General features: G+C 41.0%; 28 protein-coding genes and 4 pseudogenes. 15 read left to right on the top strand and 17 right to left on the bottom strand.

Going from position 1 to position 25,690, the window contains the following annotated elements; all coding sequences use genetic code 11:
* Positions 1 to 38: 38 nt before the first annotated feature.
* From ccpB to MHI44_RS11415, 3 genes are read left to right on the top strand one after another with little or no spacing between them, the layout of a single operon-like run.
* Positions 39 to 974: a transcriptional regulator CcpB gene (gene ccpB, locus MHI44_RS11425; protein ID WP_339201970.1), complete on the top strand. Its 936-nt coding sequence runs from the start codon at positions 39 to 41 to the stop codon at positions 972 to 974.
* A gap of 55 nt (positions 975 to 1,029) precedes the next feature.
* Complete coding sequence (locus MHI44_RS11420; RefSeq protein WP_339201969.1) at positions 1,030 to 1,410, top strand: VOC family protein; 381 nt, start codon at positions 1,030 to 1,032, stop codon at positions 1,408 to 1,410.
* 15 nt (positions 1,411 to 1,425) lie between these two features.
* The gene (locus tag MHI44_RS11415) at positions 1,426 to 1,980 is read left to right on the top strand and encodes a sugar O-acetyltransferase (protein WP_032722825.1); all 555 of its coding nucleotides are present in this window, start codon (positions 1,426 to 1,428) and stop codon (positions 1,978 to 1,980) included.
* A 33-nt stretch (positions 1,981 to 2,013) separates the two neighbouring features.
* Here the strand turns inward: MHI44_RS11415 and MHI44_RS11410 are convergent, their stop codons facing one another.
* Positions 2,014 to 3,369 carry an MFS transporter gene (locus MHI44_RS11410; RefSeq protein ID WP_041337895.1) on the bottom strand — a complete coding sequence of 452 codons (1,356 nt, stop codon included), beginning with the start codon at positions 3,367 to 3,369 and terminating at the stop codon, positions 2,014 to 2,016.
* Positions 3,370 to 3,595: 226 nt separating this feature from the next.
* Here MHI44_RS11410 and MHI44_RS11405 point away from each other — a divergent pair, with 226 nt between their 5' ends.
* Positions 3,596 to 4,495: a type II CAAX endopeptidase family protein gene (locus MHI44_RS11405; protein WP_041337896.1), complete on the top strand. Its 900-nt coding sequence runs from the start codon at positions 3,596 to 3,598 to the stop codon at positions 4,493 to 4,495.
* On the opposite strand, the gene MHI44_RS11400 is transcribed toward MHI44_RS11405, so the two are convergent.
* The 4 genes from MHI44_RS11400 to MHI44_RS11385 all read right to left on the bottom strand — a co-directional run bounded on the left by MHI44_RS11400 (position 4,492) and on the right by MHI44_RS11385 (position 9,330).
* Positions 4,492 to 6,561: a thioredoxin domain-containing protein gene (locus MHI44_RS11400; protein WP_339201966.1), complete on the bottom strand. Its 2,070-nt coding sequence runs from the start codon at positions 6,559 to 6,561 to the stop codon at positions 4,492 to 4,494. The genes MHI44_RS11405 and MHI44_RS11400 overlap by 4 nt on opposite strands.
* A 71-nt stretch (positions 6,562 to 6,632) precedes the next feature.
* Entirely contained in the window at positions 6,633 to 7,550 is a 918-nt protein-coding gene (locus tag MHI44_RS11395; RefSeq protein ID WP_029726092.1) for an EamA family transporter, read from the bottom strand.
* On the bottom strand, positions 7,547 to 7,963 hold the full coding sequence (locus MHI44_RS11390) for a MerR family transcriptional regulator (RefSeq protein ID WP_339203543.1): 417 nt from the start codon (positions 7,961 to 7,963) through the stop codon (positions 7,547 to 7,549). Before MHI44_RS11390 ends, MHI44_RS11395 begins: the two co-directional genes overlap by 4 nt.
* Positions 7,964 to 8,232: 269 nt before the next feature.
* On the bottom strand, positions 8,233 to 9,330 hold the full coding sequence (locus MHI44_RS11385; protein ID WP_134983403.1) for an amidase domain-containing protein: 1,098 nt from the start codon (positions 9,328 to 9,330) through the stop codon (positions 8,233 to 8,235).
* A 32-nt stretch (positions 9,331 to 9,362) separates the two neighbouring features.
* On the opposite strand from MHI44_RS11385, the gene MHI44_RS11380 reads away from it, so the two are divergent.
* Positions 9,363 to 9,839 (top strand): DUF4944 domain-containing protein, encoded by a 477-nt coding sequence (locus MHI44_RS11380; RefSeq protein WP_339201964.1) that lies wholly within the window; start codon positions 9,363 to 9,365, stop codon positions 9,837 to 9,839.
* A 72-nt stretch (positions 9,840 to 9,911) separates the two neighbouring features.
* Here MHI44_RS11380 and MHI44_RS11375 read toward each other — a convergent pair.
* Positions 9,912 to 10,082, bottom strand: a pseudogene (locus tag MHI44_RS11375) (DUF255 domain-containing protein); the annotation flags it as partial.
* A gap of 349 nt (positions 10,083 to 10,431) precedes the next feature.
* Between MHI44_RS11375 and tet(L) the strand changes: the two are divergent.
* The gene (tet(L), locus tag MHI44_RS11370) at positions 10,432 to 11,808 is read left to right on the top strand and encodes a tetracycline efflux MFS transporter Tet(L) (RefSeq protein WP_339201962.1); all 1,377 of its coding nucleotides are present in this window, start codon (positions 10,432 to 10,434) and stop codon (positions 11,806 to 11,808) included.
* 102 nt (positions 11,809 to 11,910) lie between these two features.
* Here the strand turns inward: tet(L) and MHI44_RS11365 are convergent.
* The 3 genes and pseudogenes from MHI44_RS11365 to MHI44_RS11355 form a co-directional block, all read right to left on the bottom strand.
* Positions 11,911 to 12,073, bottom strand: a pseudogene (locus tag MHI44_RS11365) (DUF255 domain-containing protein).
* Positions 12,074 to 12,327: 254 nt separating this feature from the next.
* Complete coding sequence (locus MHI44_RS11360; RefSeq protein ID WP_339201961.1) at positions 12,328 to 12,894, bottom strand: dihydrofolate reductase family protein; 567 nt, start codon at positions 12,892 to 12,894, stop codon at positions 12,328 to 12,330.
* Positions 12,895 to 13,053: 159 nt separating this feature from the next.
* Positions 13,054 to 13,410, bottom strand: coding sequence for an MmcQ/YjbR family DNA-binding protein (locus MHI44_RS11355; RefSeq protein ID WP_339201960.1), 357 nt, complete (start codon positions 13,408 to 13,410; stop codon positions 13,054 to 13,056).
* A 396-nt stretch (positions 13,411 to 13,806) separates the two neighbouring features.
* Here MHI44_RS11355 and satA point away from each other — a divergent pair, with 396 nt between their 5' ends.
* Entirely contained in the window at positions 13,807 to 14,328 is a 522-nt protein-coding gene (gene satA, locus MHI44_RS11350) for a streptothricin N-acetyltransferase SatA (RefSeq protein WP_163189171.1), read from the top strand.
* A gap of 67 nt (positions 14,329 to 14,395) precedes the next feature.
* On the opposite strand, the gene MHI44_RS11345 is transcribed toward satA, so the two are convergent.
* Positions 14,396 to 14,998: a YitT family protein gene (locus MHI44_RS11345; protein ID WP_167408612.1), complete on the bottom strand. Its 603-nt coding sequence runs from the start codon at positions 14,996 to 14,998 to the stop codon at positions 14,396 to 14,398.
* Between the two features lies 1 nt (position 14,999).
* A complete protein-coding gene (locus MHI44_RS11340) occupies positions 15,000 to 15,440 on the bottom strand; it encodes a GNAT family N-acetyltransferase (RefSeq protein ID WP_264099407.1) in 441 nt (146 codons plus the stop codon).
* Positions 15,441 to 15,559: 119 nt separating this feature from the next.
* Between MHI44_RS11340 and MHI44_RS11335 the strand changes: the two genes are divergently transcribed.
* The 3 genes and pseudogenes from MHI44_RS11335 to MHI44_RS11325 all read left to right on the top strand — a co-directional run.
* Positions 15,560 to 16,012, top strand: coding sequence for a MarR family transcriptional regulator (locus tag MHI44_RS11335; protein ID WP_003226875.1), 453 nt, complete (start codon positions 15,560 to 15,562; stop codon positions 16,010 to 16,012).
* Positions 16,013 to 16,158: 146 nt separating this feature from the next.
* The gene (locus MHI44_RS11330; RefSeq protein ID WP_339201958.1) at positions 16,159 to 16,821 is read left to right on the top strand and encodes an MBL fold metallo-hydrolase; all 663 of its coding nucleotides are present in this window, start codon (positions 16,159 to 16,161) and stop codon (positions 16,819 to 16,821) included.
* A 16-nt stretch (positions 16,822 to 16,837) separates the two neighbouring features.
* Positions 16,838 to 16,971 (top strand): annotated as a pseudogene (locus MHI44_RS11325) (LysR family transcriptional regulator); the annotation flags it as partial.
* Between the two features lie 24 nt (positions 16,972 to 16,995).
* Here MHI44_RS11325 and MHI44_RS11320 read toward each other — a convergent pair.
* The 3 genes and pseudogenes from MHI44_RS11320 to MHI44_RS11310 all read right to left on the bottom strand — a co-directional run bounded on the left by MHI44_RS11320 (position 16,996) and on the right by MHI44_RS11310 (position 18,892).
* Entirely contained in the window at positions 16,996 to 17,475 is a 480-nt protein-coding gene (locus MHI44_RS11320) for a hypothetical protein (RefSeq protein ID WP_003243923.1), read from the bottom strand.
* Positions 17,476 to 17,557: 82 nt separating this feature from the next.
* On the bottom strand, positions 17,558 to 18,001 hold the full coding sequence (locus tag MHI44_RS11315; protein WP_003226881.1) for a GNAT family N-acetyltransferase: 444 nt from the start codon (positions 17,999 to 18,001) through the stop codon (positions 17,558 to 17,560).
* Between the two features lie 13 nt (positions 18,002 to 18,014).
* Positions 18,015 to 18,892: pseudogene (locus tag MHI44_RS11310) on the bottom strand (LysR family transcriptional regulator).
* A gap of 186 nt (positions 18,893 to 19,078) precedes the next feature.
* Between MHI44_RS11310 and MHI44_RS11305 the strand changes: the two are divergent.
* Positions 19,079 to 20,293 (top strand): MFS transporter, encoded by a 1,215-nt coding sequence (locus tag MHI44_RS11305; protein ID WP_087614839.1) that lies wholly within the window; start codon positions 19,079 to 19,081, stop codon positions 20,291 to 20,293.
* Positions 20,294 to 20,327: 34 nt separating this feature from the next.
* Here MHI44_RS11305 and MHI44_RS11300 read toward each other — a convergent pair whose 3' ends face one another.
* Positions 20,328 to 21,167, bottom strand: coding sequence for a pentapeptide repeat-containing protein (locus tag MHI44_RS11300; protein WP_339201954.1), 840 nt, complete (start codon positions 21,165 to 21,167; stop codon positions 20,328 to 20,330).
* A gap of 145 nt (positions 21,168 to 21,312) precedes the next feature.
* Here MHI44_RS11300 and MHI44_RS11295 point away from each other — a divergent pair, with 145 nt between their 5' ends.
* Both MHI44_RS11295 and MHI44_RS11290 read left to right on the top strand, forming a co-directional pair.
* Positions 21,313 to 21,702, top strand: coding sequence for a nuclear transport factor 2 family protein (locus MHI44_RS11295; RefSeq protein ID WP_131228302.1), 390 nt, complete (start codon positions 21,313 to 21,315; stop codon positions 21,700 to 21,702).
* Between the two features lie 67 nt (positions 21,703 to 21,769).
* Positions 21,770 to 22,558, top strand: coding sequence for a hypothetical protein (locus MHI44_RS11290; protein ID WP_038429953.1), 789 nt, complete (start codon positions 21,770 to 21,772; stop codon positions 22,556 to 22,558).
* Between the two features lie 37 nt (positions 22,559 to 22,595).
* Here MHI44_RS11290 and MHI44_RS11285 read toward each other — a convergent pair whose 3' ends face one another.
* Both MHI44_RS11285 and MHI44_RS11280 read right to left on the bottom strand, forming a co-directional pair.
* Entirely contained in the window at positions 22,596 to 23,333 is a 738-nt protein-coding gene (locus MHI44_RS11285) for a MerR family transcriptional regulator (RefSeq protein ID WP_153255558.1), read from the bottom strand.
* Positions 23,334 to 23,493: 160 nt separating this feature from the next.
* Positions 23,494 to 24,804 (bottom strand): MFS transporter, encoded by a 1,311-nt coding sequence (locus MHI44_RS11280; protein WP_014478548.1) that lies wholly within the window; start codon positions 24,802 to 24,804, stop codon positions 23,494 to 23,496.
* 100 nt (positions 24,805 to 24,904) lie between these two features.
* On the opposite strand from MHI44_RS11280, the gene MHI44_RS11275 reads away from it, so the two are divergent.
* Positions 24,905 to 25,225, top strand: coding sequence for a hypothetical protein (locus MHI44_RS11275; RefSeq protein ID WP_015715060.1), 321 nt, complete (start codon positions 24,905 to 24,907; stop codon positions 25,223 to 25,225).
* An 11-nt stretch (positions 25,226 to 25,236) separates the two neighbouring features.
* A complete protein-coding gene (locus MHI44_RS11270) occupies positions 25,237 to 25,683 on the top strand; it encodes a DUF6376 family protein (protein ID WP_015715059.1) in 447 nt (148 codons plus the stop codon).
* Positions 25,684 to 25,690: the final 7 nt, after the last annotated feature.

Here is a 25,690-nt window from a genome sequence, read left to right as displayed (position 1 = left end):
TACACTTACTGCTTTTTTTATATGAAAAGGAGAAAGAGATGGCAAATATAAAAGAGATCGCAAGACTGGCAAATGTATCTGTTTCGACTGTCTCGCGTGTATTGAATCATCATCCTTATGTATCTGAAGAAAAGAGAAAGCTAGTTCATCAAGTCATGAAGGAATTGGATTATACACCAAATCGAACCGCAATCGATCTCATTCGCGGGAAAACCCATACAGTCGGTGTGATTCTGCCTTATAGCGATCATCCCTGCTTTGATAAAATCGTTAACGGAATCACCAAGGCGGCTTTTCAGCATGAGTATGCAACGACCCTTCTCCCCACCAATTATAACCCCGATATTGAAATCAAATATTTAGAGCTGTTAAGAACGAAGAAAATAGACGGTCTCATCATTACTTCCCGCGCCAATCATTGGGACAGCATTTTAGCTTATCAGGAATATGGGCCGGTCATCGCTTGTGAGGATACCGGAGACATTGATGTCCCTTGTGCTTTTAATGACAGAAAAGCTGCTTATGCAGAGAGCTTTCGCTATTTAAAGGGCCGCGGGCATGAGAATATTGCTTTTACGTGTGTCAGAGAAGCTGATAGGAGCCCGAGCACGGCTGATAAAGCTGCGGCCTATAAAGCTGTCTGCGGAAGGTTGGAAGACCGCCATATGCTGTCCGGATGCAACGATATGAATGATGGTGAGCGGGCAGCTGAACATTTTTATATGAGCGGGAGGGTTCCGACTGCTATTTATGCAAATAGTGATGAAGTGGCAGCTGGAATTCATCTATTTGCCAAAAAGAATAATTGGGATGTTGAAATCATAGGCGAGGGGAATACTTCTATCAGCCGTGTTCTTGGTTTTCCGTCGCTTGATTTGAACCTTGAGCAGCTCGGCATCGCAGCATTTTCTCTATTTTTGCAGGATGAACCCGCTGATATCAAAATTCAGCATAAATTTAAGAAAAAAGCTTGAACTGAAATGCATTTCATACCTTATAACTTCATTGAAGGCGAAGGAGGAGGAAGAAATGCAGATTGAACATATAGCGGTCTGGGTCAATGATTTAGAGCGAATGAAATCTTTTTATGAAACGTATTTTAATGGCGAAGCGAATGATTTGTATCATAATGAGAAAAAAGATTTTAAGTCTTATTTTATTACGTTTGATTCCGGAGCAAGGCTGGAGATTATGAAAAAAGGGAATGTGACCGATCCGCCCTCACAAACAATGACAGGCTGGGCACATATTGCCTTTTCCGTTGGGAGCCGGGAGACAGTTGACGAACTGACTGATCGATTGAAAGCGGATGGTTTCGCAGTAGTAAACGGCCCGAGGACAACAGGAGACGGCTACTATGAAAGTGTGATTGAGGATGATGAAGGAAATTTGATCGAGATTACAATCTGACATGGAGTGACTTAAATGCTGAGGACAGAAAAAGAAAAAATGGCAGCCGGAGAATTATACAATTCGGAAGATCAACAACTATTACTAGAACGCAAGCATGCGAGACAGCTGATTAGACAATATAACGAAACACCGGAAGATGATGCAGTGCGGACGGAGCTTTTGAAGGAGCTGCTCGGTTCGGTTGGGGATCAAGTCACGATTTTGCCGACATTCCGCTGTGATTATGGCTATCACATTCATATCGGAGATCATACATTTGTTAATTTTGACTGTGTCATTTTAGATGTGTGTGAGGTGCGTATCGGCCGTCATTGTTTGATTGCGCCAGGTGTACATATCTACACGGCCGGTCATCCTCTTGATCCGATCGAAAGGAAATCCGGGAAGGAGTTCGGTAAGCCTGTGACAATTGGAGATCAAGTTTGGATTGGAGGCAGGGCGGTGATTAACCCGGGAGTGACAATCGGTGATAACGCAGTGATTGCTTCTGGATCTGTTGTCACTAAGGATGTACCCGCTAATACTGTTGTAGGCGGAAACCCCGCGAGGATTTTGAAGCAATTGTAATGAGATCAGTGCGGCAGATCCGCACTGACTTTTTTAAATCTGTTTCGCATTCGTATTAGGACCGAAGAAGATTAACAGCAAGGAGCATGCGAGCCAGCAGCCCCCAATAAATAAGAAGACGCTGATATAGCCGAGCTGAACGGCAATAAATCCGACAAGCAATGAGCCAAAAATGTTTGAAAAACGGCCAAGACCATAGGCTAAACCGCTGCCAGACGAGCGGTATTCAGTCGGATAAGGTTCAGATGTATAGGCGTATAAGTTCGAGGTAAAGACCCGTTCTGTGATATTCACGATAAAACCAAAGACAATGATCATGATGGGAATAAAAGTCATACCATATAAGAGCCCGGCGATGGCCGTCAGAAACGCACTCGCAGCTAAAATCCATTTTCTTTGAAATCTTTCAGAAATCATGGAGCCGAGCAGTGCGCCAAGCGGAGCGCCGACGGAATGCAATACGTTATACCACAATGTATTTTCCATGGTGACACCATTGCTTTTTAACAGGCTTGGAACCCATGAGGCAAATCCGTAAAACCCAAACGTTTCAAAAATCCATACAGCAGATAATACGATGGTGATTTTGAGGTTTCTGCCTTTCAATAAGCCTGCGTAACCCGTATGCTGCTTAACAGTTTCGCTTACTTTAGGCTGGGATGCTGCCGGAAGCGGGCCTTTCTCCTTTTCAACCTGTGCCTCAATTCGGTTGAGGATCGCATCGGCTTTCGCATATTCCCCCCGATTTTCGTGCCAGCGAGGTGACTCTTCCAGACGGCGGATGAAGAAAAAATAAATAAGGCCGACGGCACCCCATACAAATACTAGCCTCCATCCCCATGAACCAAGAGGAATGACAAAGGCAGACACAATGTTGGTGATCGGAACCCCGATCAATCCAATCATGGCACAAAAAGAAATATATTTTCCACGAACACTTGAAGGGAAAAATTCCGCCAAATAGCTATTCGTAATGACCATGGCAGCTGCAACGCCAAATCCGGTGAGGAAACGGAATGTCATTAAAGATGGAATGTCCCATGCCGCAGCATTGCATAGCGATGCGATTGAGAAGACAAAGACAAATAGATTTAAGGCTTTTTTGCGGCCGATTCGATCGGACAGCCGTCCGCCCAGTGAAGCGCCTAAAAACATGCCTAAAAACGAGGCAGCCGTTACATTGGCAATGGTGGAAAGCGGGATGCCCCAATGCTCGATCAGTGCCGGCGCTACATTGCTGAGGGTAAATAAATCTGCGAGATCAAAGAAATAAACAATGCCGAGAGCGGTTAACACTTGGAAATGAACGCGTGAAATCGGAAGGCGGTCTAAACGATTCGCTGCGTTTGAGAAAGGATGTGTATTCTTTTGTTTGAAGATCGTATTCATAAAAAACCCCCTTTTGAGTAGTAAGAAAAGACTGAAAATTCCCCTCTTGGGACTATTATAAGTATCTTGGTTCATTGGCAACAGAGTTCAAATCACTAGATGGAAGAACTAAATTCACACTTTATATTTTAATTTTGCTTAAAAGATTTCCAAAACAGTAGATTCATAGACCAATTTATGCAAATATATAGTAATATTCTCATTGAAAGGAAGAGACATAGAAGGAATGAATTCATTTATCCGTCCTATAGAAGGAAACAATACGTTGTGGAGATATTTTTTCGCTTTTTTGGTGATGGTAGGGTTATATGTATTCGGGAATATAGCTTACCTTTTCGCTATATTGTTCACGGTTATTGTGAATCCCAATATCACGTTTGATTTGGATGAAGCTGTACTGAGTGATCCTCTCGTAGATCTTTATTTGTCCCATGTGATTTATTTATTCGCCATTCCGGGAGTTTGGCTGGCTGTGCGCTTTATTTTGAAGCGGCCTTTCCGAACTGTGATTACACCAAATTCAAAGATGAATTGGCGGAGAATTTCCTTTGGTTTTATTGCTTATTTCTTGCTGATGATCGCCGTACAATTGGTTGATTTTGCGATTCATCCTGATAGCTATTCAATGCAGGAGTTTAATGCCTCACGCTTTATCTGGCTGCTAGCGGCTGCCCTCATTTTGGTTCCGATTCAGACATCAGCTGAGGAACTGTTTTTCAGGGGATTTTTGCTTCAAGCTTTCGGGAGATTGACGAAAAATCCTCTATTTTTGACACTGATTGTCGGAGGATTGTTTGGCGTATTGCATTTTGCGAATCCAGAAATGAACAACGGTGCTGTCTGGGCAGGAATTGAGTATTTAACATTTGGTTTTGTGTGGACCTATTACACGATTAAAACTGGAAGCATCGAAATATCACTTGGCGCCCATGCCGCGAATAATATGTTTTTGTGTATGTTTATTACAGAAAAAAACAGTGTGTATGGAGGAATTCCTTCTCTGTTTACGGTTACGCGGGGGAACCCGATGTGGGAGGCTTTCTTTACGATAGCGGTCAATCTTGTGTTTGCGGGGATCGCTTTATGGTACCATAAGAAATCAAAAAGTAAGCAGCAAGGGTCTTAATCCCTGCTGCTTATTAACGTTTGGATGGCTTCTTCGATATTCGTTGTCGGCTGCTGGCAGGCGAAGTTTTCACAAATATACACGGTTGTTTTGCCGTCTATGATGCGGTAGTCTGCTGCAAATGGCGCAATGTCTTTGCATTGCTCGGGCTGCTCTGCCACCAGAATGGAGTCGTTAGGCTTAAAGGCTTTTTGAAGCTCCGTTATGATTTGTTTTCTGGCTGGATCGTCTGCACTTCCAAAAATCACGATTTCTTTCTTAGGCATCAGATGTCTTAACACACTTTGCATAAAGAAAGCATGGCCGCTCGGATACGCGTCGATGTCTGGCTTGAACACGGAAAACATCGTTTCTGCTTTTTCAATTAGTGATAAGTCGCCTGTGACTTGTCCAAGACGCAGCAGCTGAACAGCTGCCACACTGTTTCCTGAAGGCACGGCGCCGTCGTACACTTCTTTTTCCCGGACGATTAAGGCCTCAGCATCGTGTCCGGTGAAGTAGAATCCGCCATGCTCCTCATCCCAAAATAAGCTGATCATATCGTCTGTCAGTTTCTTCGCTTTTTGTAAAAAAGATAGATCAAACGAAGCTTCATAGAGATCCAGATAAGCCCATAGGAGAAAAGCGTAATCGTCGATAAAGCCTTTGTTTTTCACTTCGCCATCACGATATCGGACCATCACACGGCCGTCGATGATTAATTTGTTTTCAATAAATGTGATGGCGTCTTTCGCTAGGCTGAGATATTTCGGCTCCTGGTATACCTTTGCCGCTTTCGCAAGACCCGCGATCATCAGCGCGTTCCATGAGGTGAGCACTTTATCATCGACATGCGGATAGGTTCTTTCCTCGCGTGTCTTCAAGAGCTGCTGTCTTGCGTCTTCGAGTTTGAGGCTGAGCTCTTTTTCGGTTAACCCGGCATCCGCTTGGATTTGTTCCCACTTTGTGTGAATGAGGTTAGGAATATTTTTGCCTTCAAAGTTTCCTTCTTCAGTGATGTCATACACTTGGCAATACAGCGTTCCGAGATCGTCCCCGAGCGTTTTCAGAATCTCTTCCTTTGACCACACGTAGTACTTTCCTTCTTCTCCTTCTGTATCCGCGTCTAAAGCAGAGAAAAAGCTTCCGTCTTCATGAGTCATTTCCCTCTGAATGAACGTAATGATCTGCTCACAAATCTCTTTATAGCGGCTGTTTTGCGTGACCTGATAGGCTTCTGTATAAGCAGTCAGCAGCAGCGCATTGTCGTACAGCATTTTTTCAAAGTGGGGAACGAGCCACTCGTCATCGGTCGAATAGCGGGCGAACCCATAGCCGATATGATCGTAAATGCCGCCATTCGCCATGCTGTCCAGCGTTTTCGTCACGTTGTATAAAGCGTTATCCTGCCCCGTATTGTGATGATAACGAAGCAAATACATCAGCATATGGGGCATCGGAAATTTCGGTGCCTGCCCGAAACCGCCGTAGATCGTATCAAACCCGCTGGCAAGCTGCTGGAATGTCCGGGAAATCGCTGACTCGCTAAGGCCTTCGCCTGATTTGGCGGCTGTTTTGGTCTGCAGATGTTTAGCGGCGTTCTCCGCAATATCCTCGACATGCTCACGGTCGTTCGCAAACGTCTCAGACAGATGCTCAAGCACATCAACAAAACCGGGACGATTGAATTTGCTCGTCTTTGGAAAATATGTACCCGCGTAAAACGGCTTCTGATCAGGCGTGATAAACACATTCAGCGGCCAGCCGCCCTGCCCGGTCATCAGCTGGCAGATTCTCATATAAACAGAATCCACATCCGGCCGCTCTTCCCGGTCGACTTTAATCGCCACAAACCGTTCATTGAGAAGACGCGCGATTTCTTCGTCTTCAAAGCTTTCGTGAGCCATAACGTGGCACCAATGACAAGTCGAATAACCGATGCTGACCAGAACCGGCTTGTTTTCGCGTTTTGCTTTTTCAAAAGCTTCTTCTCCCCACGGGAACCAGTCCACAGGGTTGTGGGCGTGTTGGAGTAAGTATGGTGATTTCTCATTGATTAATCTATTGGGTTTACTTTTGTTTGGCATGGGATCACCTTCTTCCTATAATTAGTGTATATTTAACTTAACACATTTTCTCAAAAATACTCCCTATTTCTTTATATAGCTGACTGTTCTTTAGTATTGTACTTAGGAATACGTATTACCCCCGAAGCGGTTAAAACGCCTAATATAACTAACACAGCCCCAATAACTTGAAATACCTTTATCGGTGTTCCAATTGCAAATGAAATAATCATCGTTACAACGGGAACAAGGTTGAAAAATAAAGATGTTTTACTAGCCCCAATCTCTTTAATCCCCTGATTCCACCATAGGTAACCCAAAACACTTGTAAAGAAAGCCATAAAAGCAATTGCCCCCCAAACTCCAATCGGGATGTTCGATAAAGAAACAGGTTTGGATGTAAATAAGGAAACTACTATTAAACTAACAGCACCAATAACCATCGTATAAGTGGTTGTAGATAGCGGTGTACCATCCTTTACAAACCGACGTCCAAGTACGCCATAAAGTGCCCAACAAACGTTACCTGTAAAGATTATTAAGTCTCCTCCTGAAATTGATAAGGTTTTAATGGTTTCGATAGAACCTTGTGTAATGACTAACAATACACCGATGAATGCAAAGAATATGCCGAGTACTTGTTTTTTTGTCATGTTGTCCTTTAAGATAATTCGAGCGAGAATTGCTGTTAATAAAGGATTCAGCCCCATTATTAATGCTCCGTTAACGGGAGATGTATATTTTAAACCAACAAAAAACAAGGCATTAAATCCAAAGATTCCTATAATTCCAAGAACAATGTATGAAACGGCGTTTTTCCGTAATTGACTCTTCTTTATACCTTCAGTAAAAATCAAAATGATGAGCATCACTGCAGCCGCTAAACCGAAACGCCATGCCGCAGAAGACGATGGAGAAAAATATCCAACTGTATATTTTGCAAGATTAAAAGTAGCTCCCGTGAAAATAGAGAAGCCAAGTAACATTATGTATATATTTAAATGTTTCATTTGTTTTCCACTTCCTCTTTCAAAATTGAATAATATGTATCCAGTTTTCCTTTTGTAGTAGAAATCACTTCTTCCAGCTCCCTTTTTTTAATTTCCATTTTCTCTAAGTGCTTGGTTAAAATCTCAATACGTTTATTTATAGATGGGGAGAGTTGTGCCGATTTAACATCCGAATTGATTTTTTCCAAAATGCATCCGTCTTTGACAAACTCATTAATATCCTCCAAAGACATACCTGTTTTCTTTAAACTTTTCAGGAATAACATGAACTGAATATCAGTCTCCGTATAAAAACGCCTTCCACTGTTTTTTCGTTTTGGTGGTGGAAGTAACCCAATCTTTTCGTAATATCTTAATGTATACGAACTAATACTAGTCTTTTCAGCAGCTTTACTAATGGAATACAACAACATCATCCCTCTCATTTAATTAAAGTTAGTTTACAATTTAGAGTTAACTCTAAGTCAAGCAAATAAAAAAACCTGCTACCGCATGGTTACGGATTACAGGTTTTAAAAATGAATGATATAAAAGGTAAAACTGTATTATTTGAACAATTGTATTACCATTTAAAATGCCTTATGTTATTCCACACGAGTTGATTATCCTAGGCTACCAACAGCACGTTATTGCACATATAAAAAAAGAAGCTACTAATTAGGCAGCTTCTTTTTATTTTTCTTCAAAACTTAATAACTCTAAATCTATACTTACTTCCTTTAAACTCTATTGGTAGATGTGCATATAAGTGAGCATTAGAGTGGGCTGAAAATCTTGTTTCTCCTTTTTTCACATCATAAACAACAACTGTGTGGAACCAGTTTCCAGAGTTTCTATTATAGACTTGCACCACATCTCCAGTTGAAACTTTCTTTGATACTTGTGAGGCAGTTAAGTTAGAATAAACTTTATGTTTTTTAGTACCAACCCAGTATCCATAGAAATCTTTAACTCTGACCCAAGAAGTAGAGTAATTAATTGTAGATGTTCCCTGTACTCGATATTCCTTAACTGAAAACCAACCCTTTGTAGTCGAGGTATAATGACTGCCGTAATAACCTTTCAAGTTAGTAGGCATTCCACCTGCATGAACAACTTGAGATGCATAGTTTGTACAGTCTCCGCCTTTACCACCTAGGTAACCGTATAAGGAGTTGGATTTCTTATCCCAATTGTTTGTCATATATTTTTTGGCATTTGTTCTGTTATAACTCGAAAGAGCACTAAACTCTAGTGAAGATTGGGACTGCAAGTCTTTTACTTCATTATCAACTTCAGTATTTTCATCTTCATTTTTTTCTCTAATTTCTTTGATTTTTTTATTTAGTAAAGAATTGCTTAACACAAAAGGTTTTTCTTCAGTATCTTCAGTTTCCTTAGTAGCCTGTTCGAATTTATATTCTTCATTCTCGGCTAGGTAGATGCTGGAGTATGTTTGTATTAAGTCTTTATTATAGTTTTTAAAATCCAGTTTCGTTGCGGACTCTAAGAAATTAACAAATTGTTCTGATCCGATTTTGTAATTCTTTTTATTATCTTTAAGATACTTTAGGACTTCATTTTGGGCGTCTTTTAATGTATAAGTGTCCGTAGAAAATGTTTCAGTTTCTTTAGCTGATGTTACATTTGGTATGACAAATAAAGATAGTATTAAAGACATTATGATGAAGCCAAAAAATCTTTTTTTCACTTTCTGCACCTCTGTTTTTCCATAAGCTAATTTGGTATAATCACTAGTGAAACCATTTTTTACTATATCATCTTTTTGGATGATATTCAATTTTTTTCTATAAAAATATAGGAGTGGAGTATGTGAAAAAAAGAAAAATAATGAAAATAATCATTCCAGTAGTGATTTTATTGGGGATATTTGTTGTTTTGTATTCGATATACGAGCAACAAGATCTTTATAAAGGAACAAGTAAGGATAATGAATGGAAAGTTTCAATTGAAAAGTCAGATAAGACATCAATTGGACCAAACTATTTTCTAAATCTATACTGGCAAGGTAGCGAAAGTAAAGAAAAAAAAATCACTATTAAACAAATTGAATTGATAGTGGATGGGAAAGTATACGAAGAGGGCGGCCCTTACCATCTATCTGAATATAATGGTGAACAATTAAAAGACGGTGGGAAAAAACCTAATCACGTTTCAACTTTTGATTATATGCCCGAGGAAGATATTAAGGGACACAAATTAGAGGTCAAGATAAAGTGGAATGAATCAAAAGAAAAATCAACAGTATTTAAATTAGAAGAGAAAAAGTTTTCGAATCTAGGTTTCTAAAAATTTGCAATAAAATTATTAAAAGGCAGCCGAAACTGGTTGCCTTTTGTGGTTATTTTAACAGACATGGCACCAATGACAAGTCGAATAACCGATGCTGACCAGAACCGGCTTGTTTTCGCGTTTTGCTTTTTCAAATGCTTCTTCTCCCCAAGGGAACCAGTCCACAGGGTTGTGGGCGTGTTGGAGTAAATAAGGAGACTTTTCAGCGATTAATCTATTGGGTTTACTTTTGTTTGGCATGGGATCAGCTTCTTCCTAAGTTGGTTATATTCAGGTTACCACAGTTATCCTAAACAAATACAATAACTGACTGCTTATCGATAATTGTGATGTGAAAATATAAACTAATGTTTCATTTTGCCACTTGAGATAAATGCGAATAACGTTTTTCCTTGTTTCGCAATCTCTTCAAATTTTTATAAAAAAAAGTAAAAGTTTAAACCTTAGTCTATATATAATAAGATCATATCAATCAAATGTAGGGGGAGTTATTATGAAGTGCAATAAAATGAACAGGGTACAATTAAAAGAGGGAAGCGTATCAATGGCCCTATAAACTGCGTCTGCCCTCATTAATGGAGGGGAAATTGTGAATACGTCTTATTCACAGTCAACTTTACGGCACAATCAAGTTTTGATTTGGCTTTGTGTTCTATCATTTTTCAGCGTATTAAATGAAATGGTTCTGAACGTCTCATTACCTGATATTGCCAACGAGTTTAATAAACTGCCAGCAAGTGCAAACTGGGTGAATACTGCCTTTATGTTAACCTTCTCCATTGGAACAGCTCTATATGGAAAGTTATCGGATCAGCTGGGCATTAAAAAGCTGCTTCTATTTGGGATTATGGTAAATGGCTTTGGGTCGATCATTGGATTTGTTGGACACTCTTTCTTTTCTATACTCATTCTAGCCCGGTTTATTCAAGGGATTGGTGCAGCCGCATTCCCAGCTCTTGTGATGGTTGTCGTTGCGCGCTATATTCCAAAAGAGAACAGGGGGAAAGCATTTGGCCTGATCGGGTCCCTGGTAGCAATGGGAGAAGGTGTTGGGCCAGCTATTGGCGGAATGGTTGCTCATTATATCCATTGGTCGTATTTGCTGCTTATTCCAACTGCAACAATTATCACCGTTCCATTCCTTATAAAATTGTTGAAAAAGGAAGAGAGAATAAGAGGACACATTGATATGGCAGGGATTATATTGATGTCTGCAGGTATCGTATTTTTTATGCTGTTTACAACATCTTATAGATTTTCTTTTCTGATCATCAGTATTCTTGCTTTCTTCATATTTGTAAAACACATTAGGAAAGCTCAGGACCCTTTTGTTGACCCTGAATTAGGGAAAAACGTCTTTTTTGTGATTGGAACCCTTTGCGGAGGACTAATATTTGGTACAGCAGCAGGATTTGTCTCTATGGTTCCTTACATGATGAAAGATGTTCACCATTTAAGTACTGCAGCAATTGGAAGCGGCATTATTTTCCCCGGAACAATGAGTGTCATCATCTTTGGTTACATTGGGGGATTGCTTGTTGATCGGAAAGGTTCCTTGTATGTACTAACTATTGGAAGTGCATTGCTTTCTTCGGGCTTTTTAATCGCTGCCTTTTTTATAGATGCAGCACCATGGATCATGACAATTATAGTAATTTTTGTTTTTGGAGGGCTATCTTTCACAAAAACAGTTATATCTACAGTTGTGTCTAGCGGTTTGAAAGAAAAGGAAGCGGGCGCTGGAATGAGTTTGCTTAATTTCACGAGCTTTTTATCAGAGGGAACGGGTATTGCGATTGTAGGCGGTTTATTATCTATCGGCTTCCTAGACCATAGGCTGTTGCCTATTGACGTTGATCACTCTACCTATTTGTATAGCAATATGCTCATACTTTTTGCAGGAACCATTGTTATTTGTTGGCTAGTAATCTTGAATGTATATAAACGTTCGCGGAGGCATCGCTAAATGAGTGAAAGGGTCAATCTTGTGAAAGTAATCCAAGGTTGATCCTTTTTTGTAAAATGAATAAACATGGCATCAATAGCATGTTCTTTAGATTAGCCATCGTTAGCTATACCCAATAGATACGAGAACAGGCTTGTTTTCGCGTTTCGCTTTTTCATATGCTTCTTCTCCCCAAGGGAACCAGTCCACAGGGTTATGAGCATGTTGAAGTAAAATTAGTAGACTTCTCAGCCAATAATCTATTGGGTTTATTGTTAGTGGGCATAGGATCACCTCTTAGCCGATTTACTTAAAAGAGGGAGAATGAAATATACTATAATGTTTAATTATGTTAATGTGTCCTTTCCAGTCTTCTTTTCTTTTAATACAAGAGAATGGATATTTTTAGCTCTGTTAAAATTTGATGTTGATAATTCAATAGTATTAAGGAGAACCCATTGGATTCCCCCTTTAGTTCAATAAGAAAAATAACTGTCGAGTGTTACCTTACAATGTATATTTTGGAGGAGTAAGATTTTTTTAGCCATTCCAATGATAAACGATTTGCACAACGCCAGAGGAAAATGTTCTTGTATTCACCATTTTTAAATTTATCCTCTGTTTTACATCAATAAACAACGGTTTTCCTTCTCCCAAAACAACAGGGTGAATAGATAATCTAAATTCATCAACAAGCCCCAAATTTATAAAAGTTGTAATGAGACTCGCTCCACCATATAGCCAGATGTCTTTGCCAGACTTTTTCTTCAATTTATTTACTTCTTCAAGAATATTATCATTTATAAATATGGCTTGATTATCAATCTCATTTTGTGTTCTGGAAAAAACATATTTCTTTTTACTATGAATTAATTTCCAAATTTCCTTTTCCGTATCAGGGTCTTCTTTTTTGGGGATATACTGTCCCCATAAATCGTAGCTTTTTCTACCATATAAAATAGTATCAATTTGATTTAAGAAATCAGTAAACCCCATATCAGGGTCCATAATACACCAATCAACTTCTCCATTTTTCCCTTCAATAAAACCATCTAGAGTAACTGCTAAATCTAAAATTATTCTTCTCTGTTTTAAGTTATTTGTCATAACTATTCATCCTTTTACATAAGAAGTTGGTAGAAATTCTTCTTCCACTCACACACCAGATGGATTAAGTTGCGTTTGTGGACAGAGTGAAGAACAATATCCTAAAATGAAAGTGCCCACTACTCTTTGCAGCTCGATTAGCAGGAACACTCTTTATCTTCACTTGGTTAAATGGAAGCTCTGTTCGATTAAGTTATAGATTTCGCTTTCTGGATCTGTCCGTTCTAAAACAATTGAAATCCAATGTTCCTTATCCATATGATATCCGGGTAAGATATTTTCCCCGTTTCTTAAGCTATCACTTATTTCAGGTGGACATTTTAGATTTAGAATATCTATTTCGCCATGACCATCCAAGCCTAATTTTTCTGGGAGAACATTCATGATAAGACCGTACCATTTTTTGTTTGATGTATGTCTCAAAGAAGCATAGTTTGGGTATTTCTCCCACGGGTAATCAGGCGATGTACCGTATTTTCCTTTGACGTGTTTAAAGATATCTTCTCTTGTTAACATACTCAATCACTCCTTTATTCACTCTACTTTCTTCTTGGAAAAGTCAAAGAGCGATCCTTGGTTGTCCTTTGGATACTTCAATAGAGATGTCACCAATGGCAGAAGCTGTGTCAAAGCTTCCTCTCTCCACGGTACTAGTCAACAGGGTTGTGGGCGAGTTGAAGGAAGTATGATATTTCTCATTGAGTTTATTGTTAGTGGGCATAGGTTCATCTTCTTTTCTCTTGTTTCTATTCCTTTTTACTGTACCACAAGCCTCTGTTGAAATACCTCATTAAGATAGTGAAATATATAAGGTAATGGATGCCTTACCTAGTGCTGTTCTCTTTTGGAAGCTGTTATTGAATAGTATCGAAACGAGTTTACTAAATATTATCTCGATTGGCGGGGATTGATATGATCATTAAAATGACTAAATTGAATATGAAAGATTTCAATAAACCAAATGAACCTCTCGTTGTTTTTGGGAGAATGATACCTGCTTTTGAAAACGGTGTTTGGACATATACTGAGGAACGATTTTCTGAACCTTATTTTAAACAATATGAAGATGATGAAATGGATGTTAGTTATATTGAAGATGAAGGGAAGGTTGTCTTTTTATATTATGTTGAAAACAACTGCATCGGCCGGATTAAGATTCGTTCTAACTGGAATGGGTATGCACTAATAGAGGACATTGCCGTTGCAAAAGACTATAGACAAAAAGGCGTTGGAACAGCATTATTACATAAAGCGATTGAGTGGGCAAAGGAGAATCGCTTTTGTGGTCTTATGCTTGAAACACAAGATATTAATGTTTCAGCTTGTCGTTTTTATGCCAAACATCACTTTATAATAGGTGCAGTTGATACGATGCTTTATTCCAACCTTCCAACAGCAAATGAAATTGCGATTTTTTGGTACTATAAATTTTAATTTACCATAAAATTTTTGAACGAAACGTAGCTTGTTTTGCGTTTCGTTTTTTCAAAGAAGAGGTTTTTTAACCCCTTCTTTTTTTTGATAAGAATTGTTTTTCCACAATAGGCATAAAAACGTGAAGGATCATTCCTCCCAAACAGACGGTTAATAGGGTTCCGATGCCGATAGGGCCTTTAAAGATGATGGCTAATACTAAGAAAAGAGCGTATACCAATGTTCTTGAAAACAAGATTGTTCTTTTGGAGAGATCTCGGATAATAAGTGTTAAATGATCGATGGGTGTTGATGCGAATTTCGTCTGAAGATAGATGGCTGTTCCAAGACCGATGAGCACCAAACCAATTCCGAAACAAATCAGTTTGCTTAACAACGCGTTTAGATAGAGGGTGTTTTTTACAACAAACAACCAAAGATCAATGCCTATTCCAGTAATGAATGCTGTAATCAAGCCCAGCAAAATAGGTTTTTTTCTCGTTAATATAGCGTTGCAGATTAAGAGTATCACAGAAATAAGGACCTCCCAGCTTCCTACGGTAAGACCGATTTCTTTTGACAGACCCACCAAAAGGGCATCGAAGGGTGATGTGCCCAGTCCTGATTGTATGGTTAAGGAAATGCCCAAACTTAATATGAGTATGCCTAATCCGTAAAAAATATATTTCATGTTAAATCCGCGATATGTCTTTTGTCATCAAGACATGAGGGATGCCGTCTTCCATAAATGCCTGTGAAGAAATCTGGTAGCCCAGTTTTTGATAAAAGCCTGCTGCTTGTGTTTGACCATGCAGCTTACATGCAGTCAGCCCTTTTTCTTTTATGATTTCTTCTAACCCGCTTACGATGACTTTCCCCAATCCGTACTTACGGTAAGGTTTTATGATGCAGATTCTTTCCAGCTTTGCTGTATGGTCAACGATGCGCACACGGCCCGTGCCGACAGGCTGATTCTCATGATATACCAAGACATGCTGGCATTGTTCCTGGAGCGTATCAAATTCATCGAACTCTTCGGATTCCGATACATGTTGCTCCTCAATGAAAACCGTCTTTCTAATATTCAAAGCTTCATGTAAATCAGCTTCAGTTGTTATTCTTTTTATATTCATTATGAATCAATCCTTTTCTGATATTAGTCTGGACTGTACAGCACGCATGTGGTCTTATAATAGTAAGGTTAAAACATTTTTGTTGTAATTGCAACAAAAATATGTGAGGGGTTTTAGGAATGAATGATATTTTGCGTGAGATCGGCATGATAGCAAGAGCGTTGGATTCCATAAGCAACATCGAATTTAAAGATTTAGACTTAACAAGAGGGCAGTATCTCTATCTCGTGCGTATATACGAAAATCCGGGAATTATTCAAGAAAAATTGGCGGAAATGATAAAGGTGGACCGGACAACGGCCGCGCGGGCCATTAAGAAGCTGGAAATGCAGGGATTTATTCAAAAACTGCCGGATGAGCAAAATAAAAAAATAAAAAAACTGTTCCCGACTGAGAAAGGGAAAAAGGTATATCCATTGTTAAGAAGAGAAGGAGAACATTCCACGGAAGTGGCCTTGTCCGGTTTTACTTCAGAGGAAAAGGAAACCATTTCTGCACTCCTTCATAGAGTGAGGAAGAATATAGAACGTGATTGGGAATATGTGAAGAAGGGGAACAAAAGGGATTATTAATGGACAACGTTAACAAGTTGAGCTGATGCTGGCGAAAATCGGCGTTTCCTCTCAAGAATCCAGTCAGCTCGAGCGTGGGTGAAAATAGTCCGTTCACTTCTGTTTTCTTTAAAACTATCAAAAAATTTCCACAGGAGATGGTTTGCGTGAATTTGAGACAACTATCAGAACATGTCTTTCAATGTGAATTTGAGCTTGATGTGCCTCTTCGTATTCCGGTTCATACCTGGTTTATCAAAGATGGTGATGATCTTTATATTGTTGATACGGGAATAGAACGTTTTGCTGATGCTCAAATTAGGGCAGCGTTAGCGATCGGCAATCCAAAAGCCATTTTGCTTACCCATGGCCACAGTGATCATATCGGGGGTGCATCAAAATGGTTAGAGAGATTTGATATTCCGATTTTTGCGCACCAGAAAGAACTAAAGTACATCAATGGGGAAGAGCCATATCCGAACAAAAATGAAGTGGAGAACACAGGGGTAGCCCATATTGTACAGCCGCTGACGGAGCAAACGCTTGCTCATCTGCCTCTGAAATACTATTTAACACCTGGCCATTCGCCGGGGCATGTTGTGTATTATCATAAAATCGATCGTACGCTATTGACGGGCGACCTTTTTATCACAAGTAAGGAGGATTTACACCCACCTATAAGAAGATTCAGTGTTGATATAAATGAGAACATCGACAGCGGCTCAATCATAGATCAAATCAAACCAACGCTCATTTGCTCTTCACATGGCGAAGAAATCCTTTATAACGAAGAATTGTATAAAAACTATGTGGTAAGGTATAGGGATTAATGGAAGTGAAAAACATAAGCTGAAAAATCTCCAGCATGGTGAAGCCCTCGATCCGATTTACTCACACCCAAAAAGAAAAAATGGCAGCTGCCTGCCGCAGAGGCTTTTGCGGAGCTTGTTTTACATTCGATTCATGAGCAAAAGGAGTGAGTGTCAGGCTCACTCCTTTTCTATTTAAATTGCGGCTGTGAGCTTTGGTTTTACAAATTTCATGAAAACTCCTCTGACTAATGGGCCCATAATCAGTAATTGCAACGGATAGGCCAGGATGAAATTTTTCAACACAATCATAAGATAAGCACTGAAGAGGCTGTCCCCGTTCAGCCCATTTGCTAGAACCGCTGTCACTAAACCGAACACAGACATACAAAGTACCATGCCAATCACCATACAAGTTGACATGGCAAGGATGACATAAATTTTTTTAGTCTTGTCGAACGGCATGCGGAATGCAATCTTCTTGGCGAGGGGGCCCACTAACAGTAAATCTAACAGGAGGGCGATCATAAAACCGATGACCATTTCAAAAACGGTCATCAGTGAAAAATCGTAGATGGCTCGGTTGATGATGGCATTGTAAATCGACATGACGCAAACCATTCCAAAGCACATCATCACGCCAAATATAAGGCCTTCTTTTTTATTTGCTGGCATACAATCATTCCTTCTCTCCATAATCGGTGATTAGTATACCAATGAACCGTTCATGCTCATAAGTGACAAATTTGTGAACAATCTATAGCGCAGAATCGTCTTGTTTTGTCATCAGCACATGCGGAATGCCGTCCAGCATAAATTCTTCTGATGCAGTCCGATAGCCGAGCTTTTCATAAAAGCCTGCCGCCTGTGTCTGGCCGTGCAGTTTGAAGGCAGAAATGCCTTGTTCTTTTACAATACGTTCTAATGCATCGACGATCACTTTTCCCAAACCGAATTTGCGGTAAGACTTCAGAATGCAGATTCGTTCCAGTTTCCCCGTGTGGCCAACGATACGGACACGTGCAGTGCCAACAGGTACATTCTGATGATAAGCCAGGATGTGCTGGCAGTCACCGTGGAGTGTATCGAACTCATCGAATTCATCCGAAATGGGACAGCCTTGTTCCTCTACAAATACTGCCTTTCTGATTTCAAACGCTGTATGTAAATCCTGTTCTGACGTGATTTTTTTGACATTCATGCTTGAATCCTTCCTACTCAGAAAAATGGCTGATCACATATTGTTTAAAGGTCTCAGCAACCGGTGATAAAAACCTGCCTTTTATCCAGGCAATTCCTATGACACGCTGACATTCCGGCCAGCTGACGCGGATTTTGGTGATTTTGCTTTGGTCTAAGCCTTTCAGGTCTGGGAGAATAGATATGCCCAGACCGGCTGCCACAAACCTGCGGCAGTAGTTGCTTCTTCTCCTTCAAACATAATGTTCGGCTGTATATTGGCCTTCTCAAACAGCTCATCGACCGTCATCCGAAGCGCATAGCCCTTTTTCAATAAAATAAAACGCTCCCCGGCAATCTCATTCAGGGTAATGCTTTCGCGACTGGCTAATGGGTGATCATTTGGCACAAATACAAAGAGTTCTTCACTCCACAGCTTGATCCATTGGATCGGATTTTCAGGCTTAATCGAAGCGAGGAGACAGAGGTCCAGATCTCCGGATTTTAATCGTTCAAGCAGCCAATAAGAGTGGTTTTGCTTCAGCTGGAAGGAAATGTTGGGGTATTCCTGCTGAAAGGAGCCGATGAGATCGGGCACGAGCGTGGTGCCTAATGTATGTAAAAAACCGAGAGAGACTACGCCTTGGTCTGGCTTTAATAAGGCTTGGATTTCTTCTTTTCCTTCGGTATACTCCTTCATCATCGCCTGAACCCGTCGTAAAAAAATGTGTCCGTATTGATTTAAGCTGATGGATCGTCCTTGCCTGTCAAATAGCGGGACGCCCAAATGATTTTCCAGCCTGGCGATAGAGCGTGAAAGTGCAGGCTGTGTGATGGAGAGGCTTTTTGCGGCTTTCGTGACGTGCTGCATCCGGGCCAGTGTTTGAAAATATTCAAGTTGTTCCCATTCCAATTATCATCTCTCCTTATTACATATAAGCATGAAAAGGATATTTTATATGCATTATACAACATATATCAACGGTGCTAAGATAATAATATAAACAGACTCGAGGATGTTTGAATTCGTAAGAAATAAAGGATGATTGTTTATGAATGGCAGTGCTCCACAACATGATGAGGGACCGATAAAGTCCCGATGACATACATTCGAAAAGGCACACCGGTTTTTCGAAAAATTACGTTTGCTTTCTTCGCTGCGGGTTTCAATACATTTGCGATTCTATATTGCGTACAGCCGCTCATGGAGGAATTCACGCGGGAATTTCATGTAACGCCTACTGCGGCGAGTCTTTCTTTATCTGTTACCACAATGCTGTTAGCTGTGAGCATGCTTGTCTTTGGTTCATTATCCGAGGTGTGGGGACGCAAGCCTATTATGGGTATTTCCATGCTGGCCGCATCGGTTCTCTGTCTGGCATCGGCCTTTAGTCCGAGCTTTCATACACTGCTCGTATTGAGAACCATTCAAGGCGTTGCGCTCGCAGGCCTTCCGTCGATTGCGATGGCTTATCTTGGGGAAGAAATTGAACCCGGAAGTCTTGGATCAGCGATGGGGCTATATATCAGCGGAAATGCAATCGGCGCCGTTTTCGGAAGGATCGTTTCCGGGCTCCTGAGCGAGTACTTGAATTGGCATATGGCGATGGGGACAATTGGTGTCATTAGTTTGATTGCTAGTGTTATATTTTTTATAAATTTGCCGCCATCCAGGCATTTTACGCCAAGAAAATTGAAGCTCGGGAAATTGGGAATGTCTCTGATCGACCACTTGAAGGACCGAAAACTATTCAGCTTGTTTCTCATTGGTTTTTTGCTGCTCGGAAGCAATGTTGCCTTGTTTAATTACATTGTGTATGTGCTGTTGGGCCCGCCGTATTCGCTTAATAAAGCATTTTCCAGCTGGATCTTTATTGTGATGATTGTAGGCATTTTCAGCTCGTCTTTCATTGGAAGAATGGTTGATCGGTATGGCTATCCGAAAATATTGGTGATGAATATTTTCATCGTCATTGCAGGTGCTTTATTCACGATAAATAGTATGCTGGCAGTGAAAATTCTGGGGATTGCCCTCTTTACTTTCGGTTTTTTCGGAGGGCATTCAGTTGCCAGCAGCTGGGTGGGACGGAGAGCTCTTCACAACAAAGCACAGGCTTCATCGCTGTATTTGTTCTTTTATTATGCCGGTTCAAGTGTTTTCGGAACAATCGGAGGGCTATTCTGGTCTGGTTTTCATTGGCTGGGCGTTGTCGGTATGATCACCTTCATGCTGCTGATTGCGTTATGGCTGTCGGGATACTTGGCAAGAAGTGCGAAAGTGCCGGATAAAAGCAACGAAAAAGGATTCAATTGATGACAGCAAAAAAGGACCATAAGCGGGTCCTTTTTTATTTCCAATGGGCAGGGATTCGTAAAGACGGCGGCAGCTTTGTGTTCGAATCGCCGTTGGCGGCGTTCACCTGTGCCTGTGTCAGAAAGATGCTCCCGGTCAGGTCGGCGCCGCTGAGATCAGCGTCTCTCATATCTGCACCGATAAAGTCTGTCATTCTCAAATCGGCATTTCTCAGATCTGCGGCTATGAGCAGCGCCCCTCTTAGATTTGCTCCTCGCAGATCAAGCCCTTTCAGTTTCGCGCCGATCAGGACACTTCCCCGGCTGACCTTTTTCGGGAGTTTTGGATGGCGGGCTTGGGCACGCACCAGCTCACTTGTTTTTAACAGCCATTCATTGACCTCAGCTCGATGCTCGTCCACCTGCAGTGTCAGCAAGCGTTCTTTGCTGAGTCTGGTGAGCCTTTCTATTTTTTCGAAAGTGGTTCTCAGTTCAGGATGAATCGGCTTGGCTATATCTATAGAAAGAGCTTCATGTAAATACCAGAGCATTTCGTGCAGCTGCTGCATGATAGGAAAAACGTCAAACATCTGGTTGGCCGTTTCGGGGCTGCTTCGCCAATCCTTTCCCTCATAAGTGATTTGGGATACTTTTTGGCCGGCGCCAAAGCATTCATATGCAGAGCAGCCTCGAAATCCTTTTTCTCTGAGATCTTTATGTATAGAACATTGATAGTTTGATTGTAAGTTGCGGCAAGGCGTGCCCCCGTCTTTATCAAAAGCAAAATCTGCCGACTTCGCATAAGGCAAGGCGACACAGCACAGGCCAAAACAGTGCTGGCAATCCGCACTTAAATCATGATGTATATTATCATGTAACGTTACTTCCGCAGACAATAATGTTCACCCCTTCACTTGGGTACTTTGTTAAATATATCTATTTGATTATATAGGAAAAAAGGATACTTTTCATTTTGTTTTCAAGGTTTCGGTGGTCTAGCGATGTATAATATATCCAATCATGATGATTGGGGGAATTCATTTGGAACAGCAATTGAAAGACATCATCTCTGCGTGTGATTTGGCAATCCAAAATGAAGATTTTGATACACTGATGAATTATTATTCGGAAGATGCCGTTTTAGTTGTGAAGCCGGGCATGATCGCGCGAGGCAAGGAAGAAGTCAAAAAAGCGTTTATCACGATTGCGAACTATTTCAATCATCATATTGTCCCGACACAAGGGAAAATGATCCTGTTGGAAGCAGGTGACACGGTACTCGTTCTTTCTCAGACACTGCTTGATTCGGATAAAAAGGACTCCGAGTATGCGATGGAAAGAAGGGCGACCTATGTATTTAAGAAGAATGCGCAAGGCGAGTGGCTTTGTGTAATCGATAACTCTTATGGTACGGATTTAATTGGTGTGTAAGATATGTCTTTGATGTGCCATTCCTGCATATAATGATTCATTCAGCTGATTAGGGAAGGTGACACAATTGAATGTGTATGACATCAGAATGGCTCCTTATTGGTTTTATGAAAGCAGAGGATTTGTTCAACATCCATACGTATTTCGGCAGCCCGTCTCCTCACGTGCTATCATTGCATCTACCCGCGGCGATGTAACGGGAGACGGCGTTATTGACGAGGTCTTTCTAACTGGAAATCAAATGCCCGGCAGCCCGTTATGGAGAGATATCACATTGGTGATCCGTGATGGCAGAACCCATCAGGAGCAGCAGATTCAGCTTCAAAACAATATGGGATACAATCCGTCACTTTTTCTGGGGGATATGACAGGCGACAAGATTGAGGATGTGGCAGTGGTTATGGATACAGGGGGAAGTGGCGGTGCTATTTATGCATATGTGTTTGCCTATCTAAACAGGCAGTTCCGGCGAATTTTCAATTCAGATGTATTGAATGATGAATTAAAGTACAGTGTGAGGTATCAAAATCAATATAAAGCGAGCGTCATCAGTCATCAGCAAAACGAAACGTATATCCTCGACCTTACTTACAAGGGCAGGGAATATTTGAATGAGATTTATAACAGCCAAGGTGTGTTAAAAATGCCGATAGAAGGATGGGTGAATCCTTTATCGGGCTTGTATCCGGTTGATTTTGACAGAGACGGCGTATACGAATTATTGGCGTACCAGCGGATAGCGGGAAGGTATAACGCCGACTCATTGGGATATGTTCAAACCGTATTGAAATGGAACGGACGGCGTTTTGCCGTTGACCGGCAGAATGTTTCGATTGTTGGCGGTGCTGTCTCGTAATCCTGATGGCTGTCACCCTATAAAGGGTGACAAAACACTACAGGTGTTCTGCAACGACAACCAAATAATAAGATAAACCGGTTTGCTGCTCTTCTAACATTCCTCTATGGAAATCATCTTGCATAAAAAAACGTGTTTGTTTTACGTAGTCTTCTTTACTTGTCGGATGCCCGTTCTGATTTAGGAACTTAAGATGATTCATGACATGCTCTTGCACGGAAGGGTCATGATACGTTACACCATTTCTTAAAAAATCAGCCATCCTATCAAGAAAATGTTTAGCCTCTATTGCCATTTTGTTCATTTCATCGACATTGATTGTATGTGTATCCAATTCAAAATCGTAACGCTCTTTTAAATACCCATTTTGTTCTGCTAAAGATTGTTTCCATTCTTCAGCGCTTTCAAATCCTTTAAACATTACCTTATGATCCATGTTTTCACCTTTTCTCGTGTATTCTAAAGATGTGTTGACTGTTTGAATGAGACGCTGATACTTTTCAATTTTCTTTTCAAACAGCTTTTTTTGTTTTTCTAATGTACTTGTTCTTTTAGCATCCTCATTTAGTAATGTTTTAATTTCTGACAAAGGAATATCTAATTCTTTGTAAAAAAGGATTTCCTGCAGTCTTTTTAGTTCTTCAGCACCATAGTACCGATATCCGGCTTCGCTTATTTCCTTTGGGGCCAGCAAGCCGATTTTGTGGTAATGATAAAGCGTTTTGATTGTGACATTCGCAATATTGGATAGTTCTTTTACTGTTAATTTCACCATCTGACTCCTCCTTTCTTCTTTCACTATGAGGCCTTACCTTTGGTTGGAGTCAAGGATAAAATGGTGGTGTTTTCGTCCGAGAACAGCCTAGTGAATGTTGGGAGAAAGAAAATAACACCTGGCGGATTCAAAGAAAAGAGTGCTTTTCAGCAAGCACTCTTCATTCCAGTTTAATTCGTTTTACATCCCCTAGTACAAACACATAAAAAACCAATCCCAGCAACAGCACAAAACCAGCTACCAGAAAGCTGAGGGTAAAGGAGCCTGTCACATCAAACAAATACCCTGTCAGTGACGCAGCAATAATGCCTCCGAACAGGTTGTTTGCGAGATTCACCATGGAGCTCAGCATGGATACGGAACCGATCGGCGCGAGTTCTGCGGAGATGGACCAGCCGACCGGAGCGGTTGCTGAAATTCCGGCGAGTCCGATGGAAATGCAAATAATGGCTACGGTAATATTGTTCGTCAGAATGGAGCCTAAGAAGAAAAAGCCAAAGCTCATTCCGACTATGATTACGGTTCGGTACACCTTGGTGTTAGGATAGCCTTTCTTAATAAAATAATCGACGAGCCAGCCGCCGACGGCAATTCCGGAAATGGTTGAGATCAGCCACGGCACTGCCGTAAATAAACCGGACGACATGAGATCCATACCGTATGTATGTTTAAAGAAAGTCGGAAGCCAGGTGAGCAGCAGGTTGAATGTATACCCGTACCCTGTAAATCCGATCATTAAGCCCCATACTTTCCGATTGGTGAAAAGCTTTTTTAAAAGCGGGCCCGTTTTGTAAGGGATTTGCTCTGTTGTAATGGCATTGTGTTTTTGAATATAGTTTAGTTCACTTTTAGAAATGCGTTTGTGCCGTTCAGGCTGTTCATAATACTGCCAGAAAAAGATCGTAAACAGCACATTGATGCATCCAATCGTCAAAAAAGCGACACGCCAGTCAAATGTTGTGACAAGAAAAGCGACCAATGGCGCGCCGATTACATTTGAAAACTTGGCGGCCGAATCGAACAGTGAGTTTGCCAATCCCCGCTCACTTGGAGGAAACCAGAGAGCGGTTGCTTTAGAGGCAGCAGGGAACGCAGAGGCGCTCGTCAGCCCAATGAGAAACCGGAACAGATACAACAGCAATTTTCCTTGCAAAAAAGCAAGAAGGATCGTTAAAAAGCTCCATATTGTCATTCCAACCCTCGTGACCCATGCGACCCCAAAACGGTCCAGCAAACTTCCGACAGGCAGCTGCATCAGTGTATAGGAATAGGTGTAAATGGAAAACACGATGCCGAGTTCAGTTGCAGTAAGGTGAAACGAATCTTGTATCGCAGGGGCCGCTACCGAGATGGCCACTCGGTCAAAATAATTAAGAATAATAATGCCGCTAAGTAACGAAGATATGTACCATCTGGTATGCCCAGGCCGTTTCACGCGCTCTTGACTCATGATGAAAACCTCCTCTGTCATAGCATGATCTCCTGATAGAAAAACCATTCAAATTTTAAATACCACAGCGCGCTTTTATATAAACGGCAGGAATTTGACTGGAACAGATCGGTGCTTTAGAATGAAAGTAATAAAAATGAACACTCCAAAGGGGAGTAGCTTTCACAGTAAAGTCGTCATTACGGGACAAGTTGTCCTCGGCTTTGCTGGCAATCTCATTGTTAGCGAGACCTTTGCCAAATCTGATTTGGTGAAGGTCTTTTTGTTTCAGGAACTTCACCAAATTGGTGGAGTTTTTTCATTTTTATCAAAAAGGGAGAGGAGCATCAGAATGTCTAAGCTGAAAAAGTGGCTGAAGCGTGAATTGGTGAGGAAAGGGCTGCCGTTAGCGAAAGAGAAATTGATTCCGATCTTAAAAGAAAAAATGAAAAAGAAACGATGAGGGGGCTGAAGATGAAGATCATTTTGACAATACTTGCCGGAGTGGGACTTTTGAGTGCAGGCGGATGTGGCATGCTTGATCAGGTGAACGACGGATTGAACTATACGAGTGAAGCAGCGGGGTATGTGGAGAAGGTGAAGACATTTGCAGAGGAAGCGCCTGAATTGGCTGAGAAAGCTGTAAATGACACCGAGGCGAAAGAAAAACTTGAAGCGCAGCTTGAGTCGATTCAGAAGGATGCCGCTGATTTTAATGAATTAACGCCGCCTGATGCCGCAGCGGAGATTCATCAAACCATTCAGGAGCATAACGAAACCTTGCAGAAAAGCGCTGAAGAGGTGTTGAAACAAGCCGAGGAAGGCAAGGTATCGCTTAAAGAATTGGAGCAGTCAGACCTGGTCCAAAACGCAAAGCAAATTACTGATGTGATGGGACAAATTGAGAAGCTGGGTGAATAAGAAAAAG

The sequence above is a fragment of the Bacillus sp. FSL K6-1366 genome (assembly GCF_037976695.1).
Taxonomy (GTDB): Bacteria; Bacillota; Bacilli; order Bacillales; family Bacillaceae; genus Bacillus; species Bacillus subtilis.
This window is presented reverse-complemented; position numbering and strand designations above follow the sequence as displayed.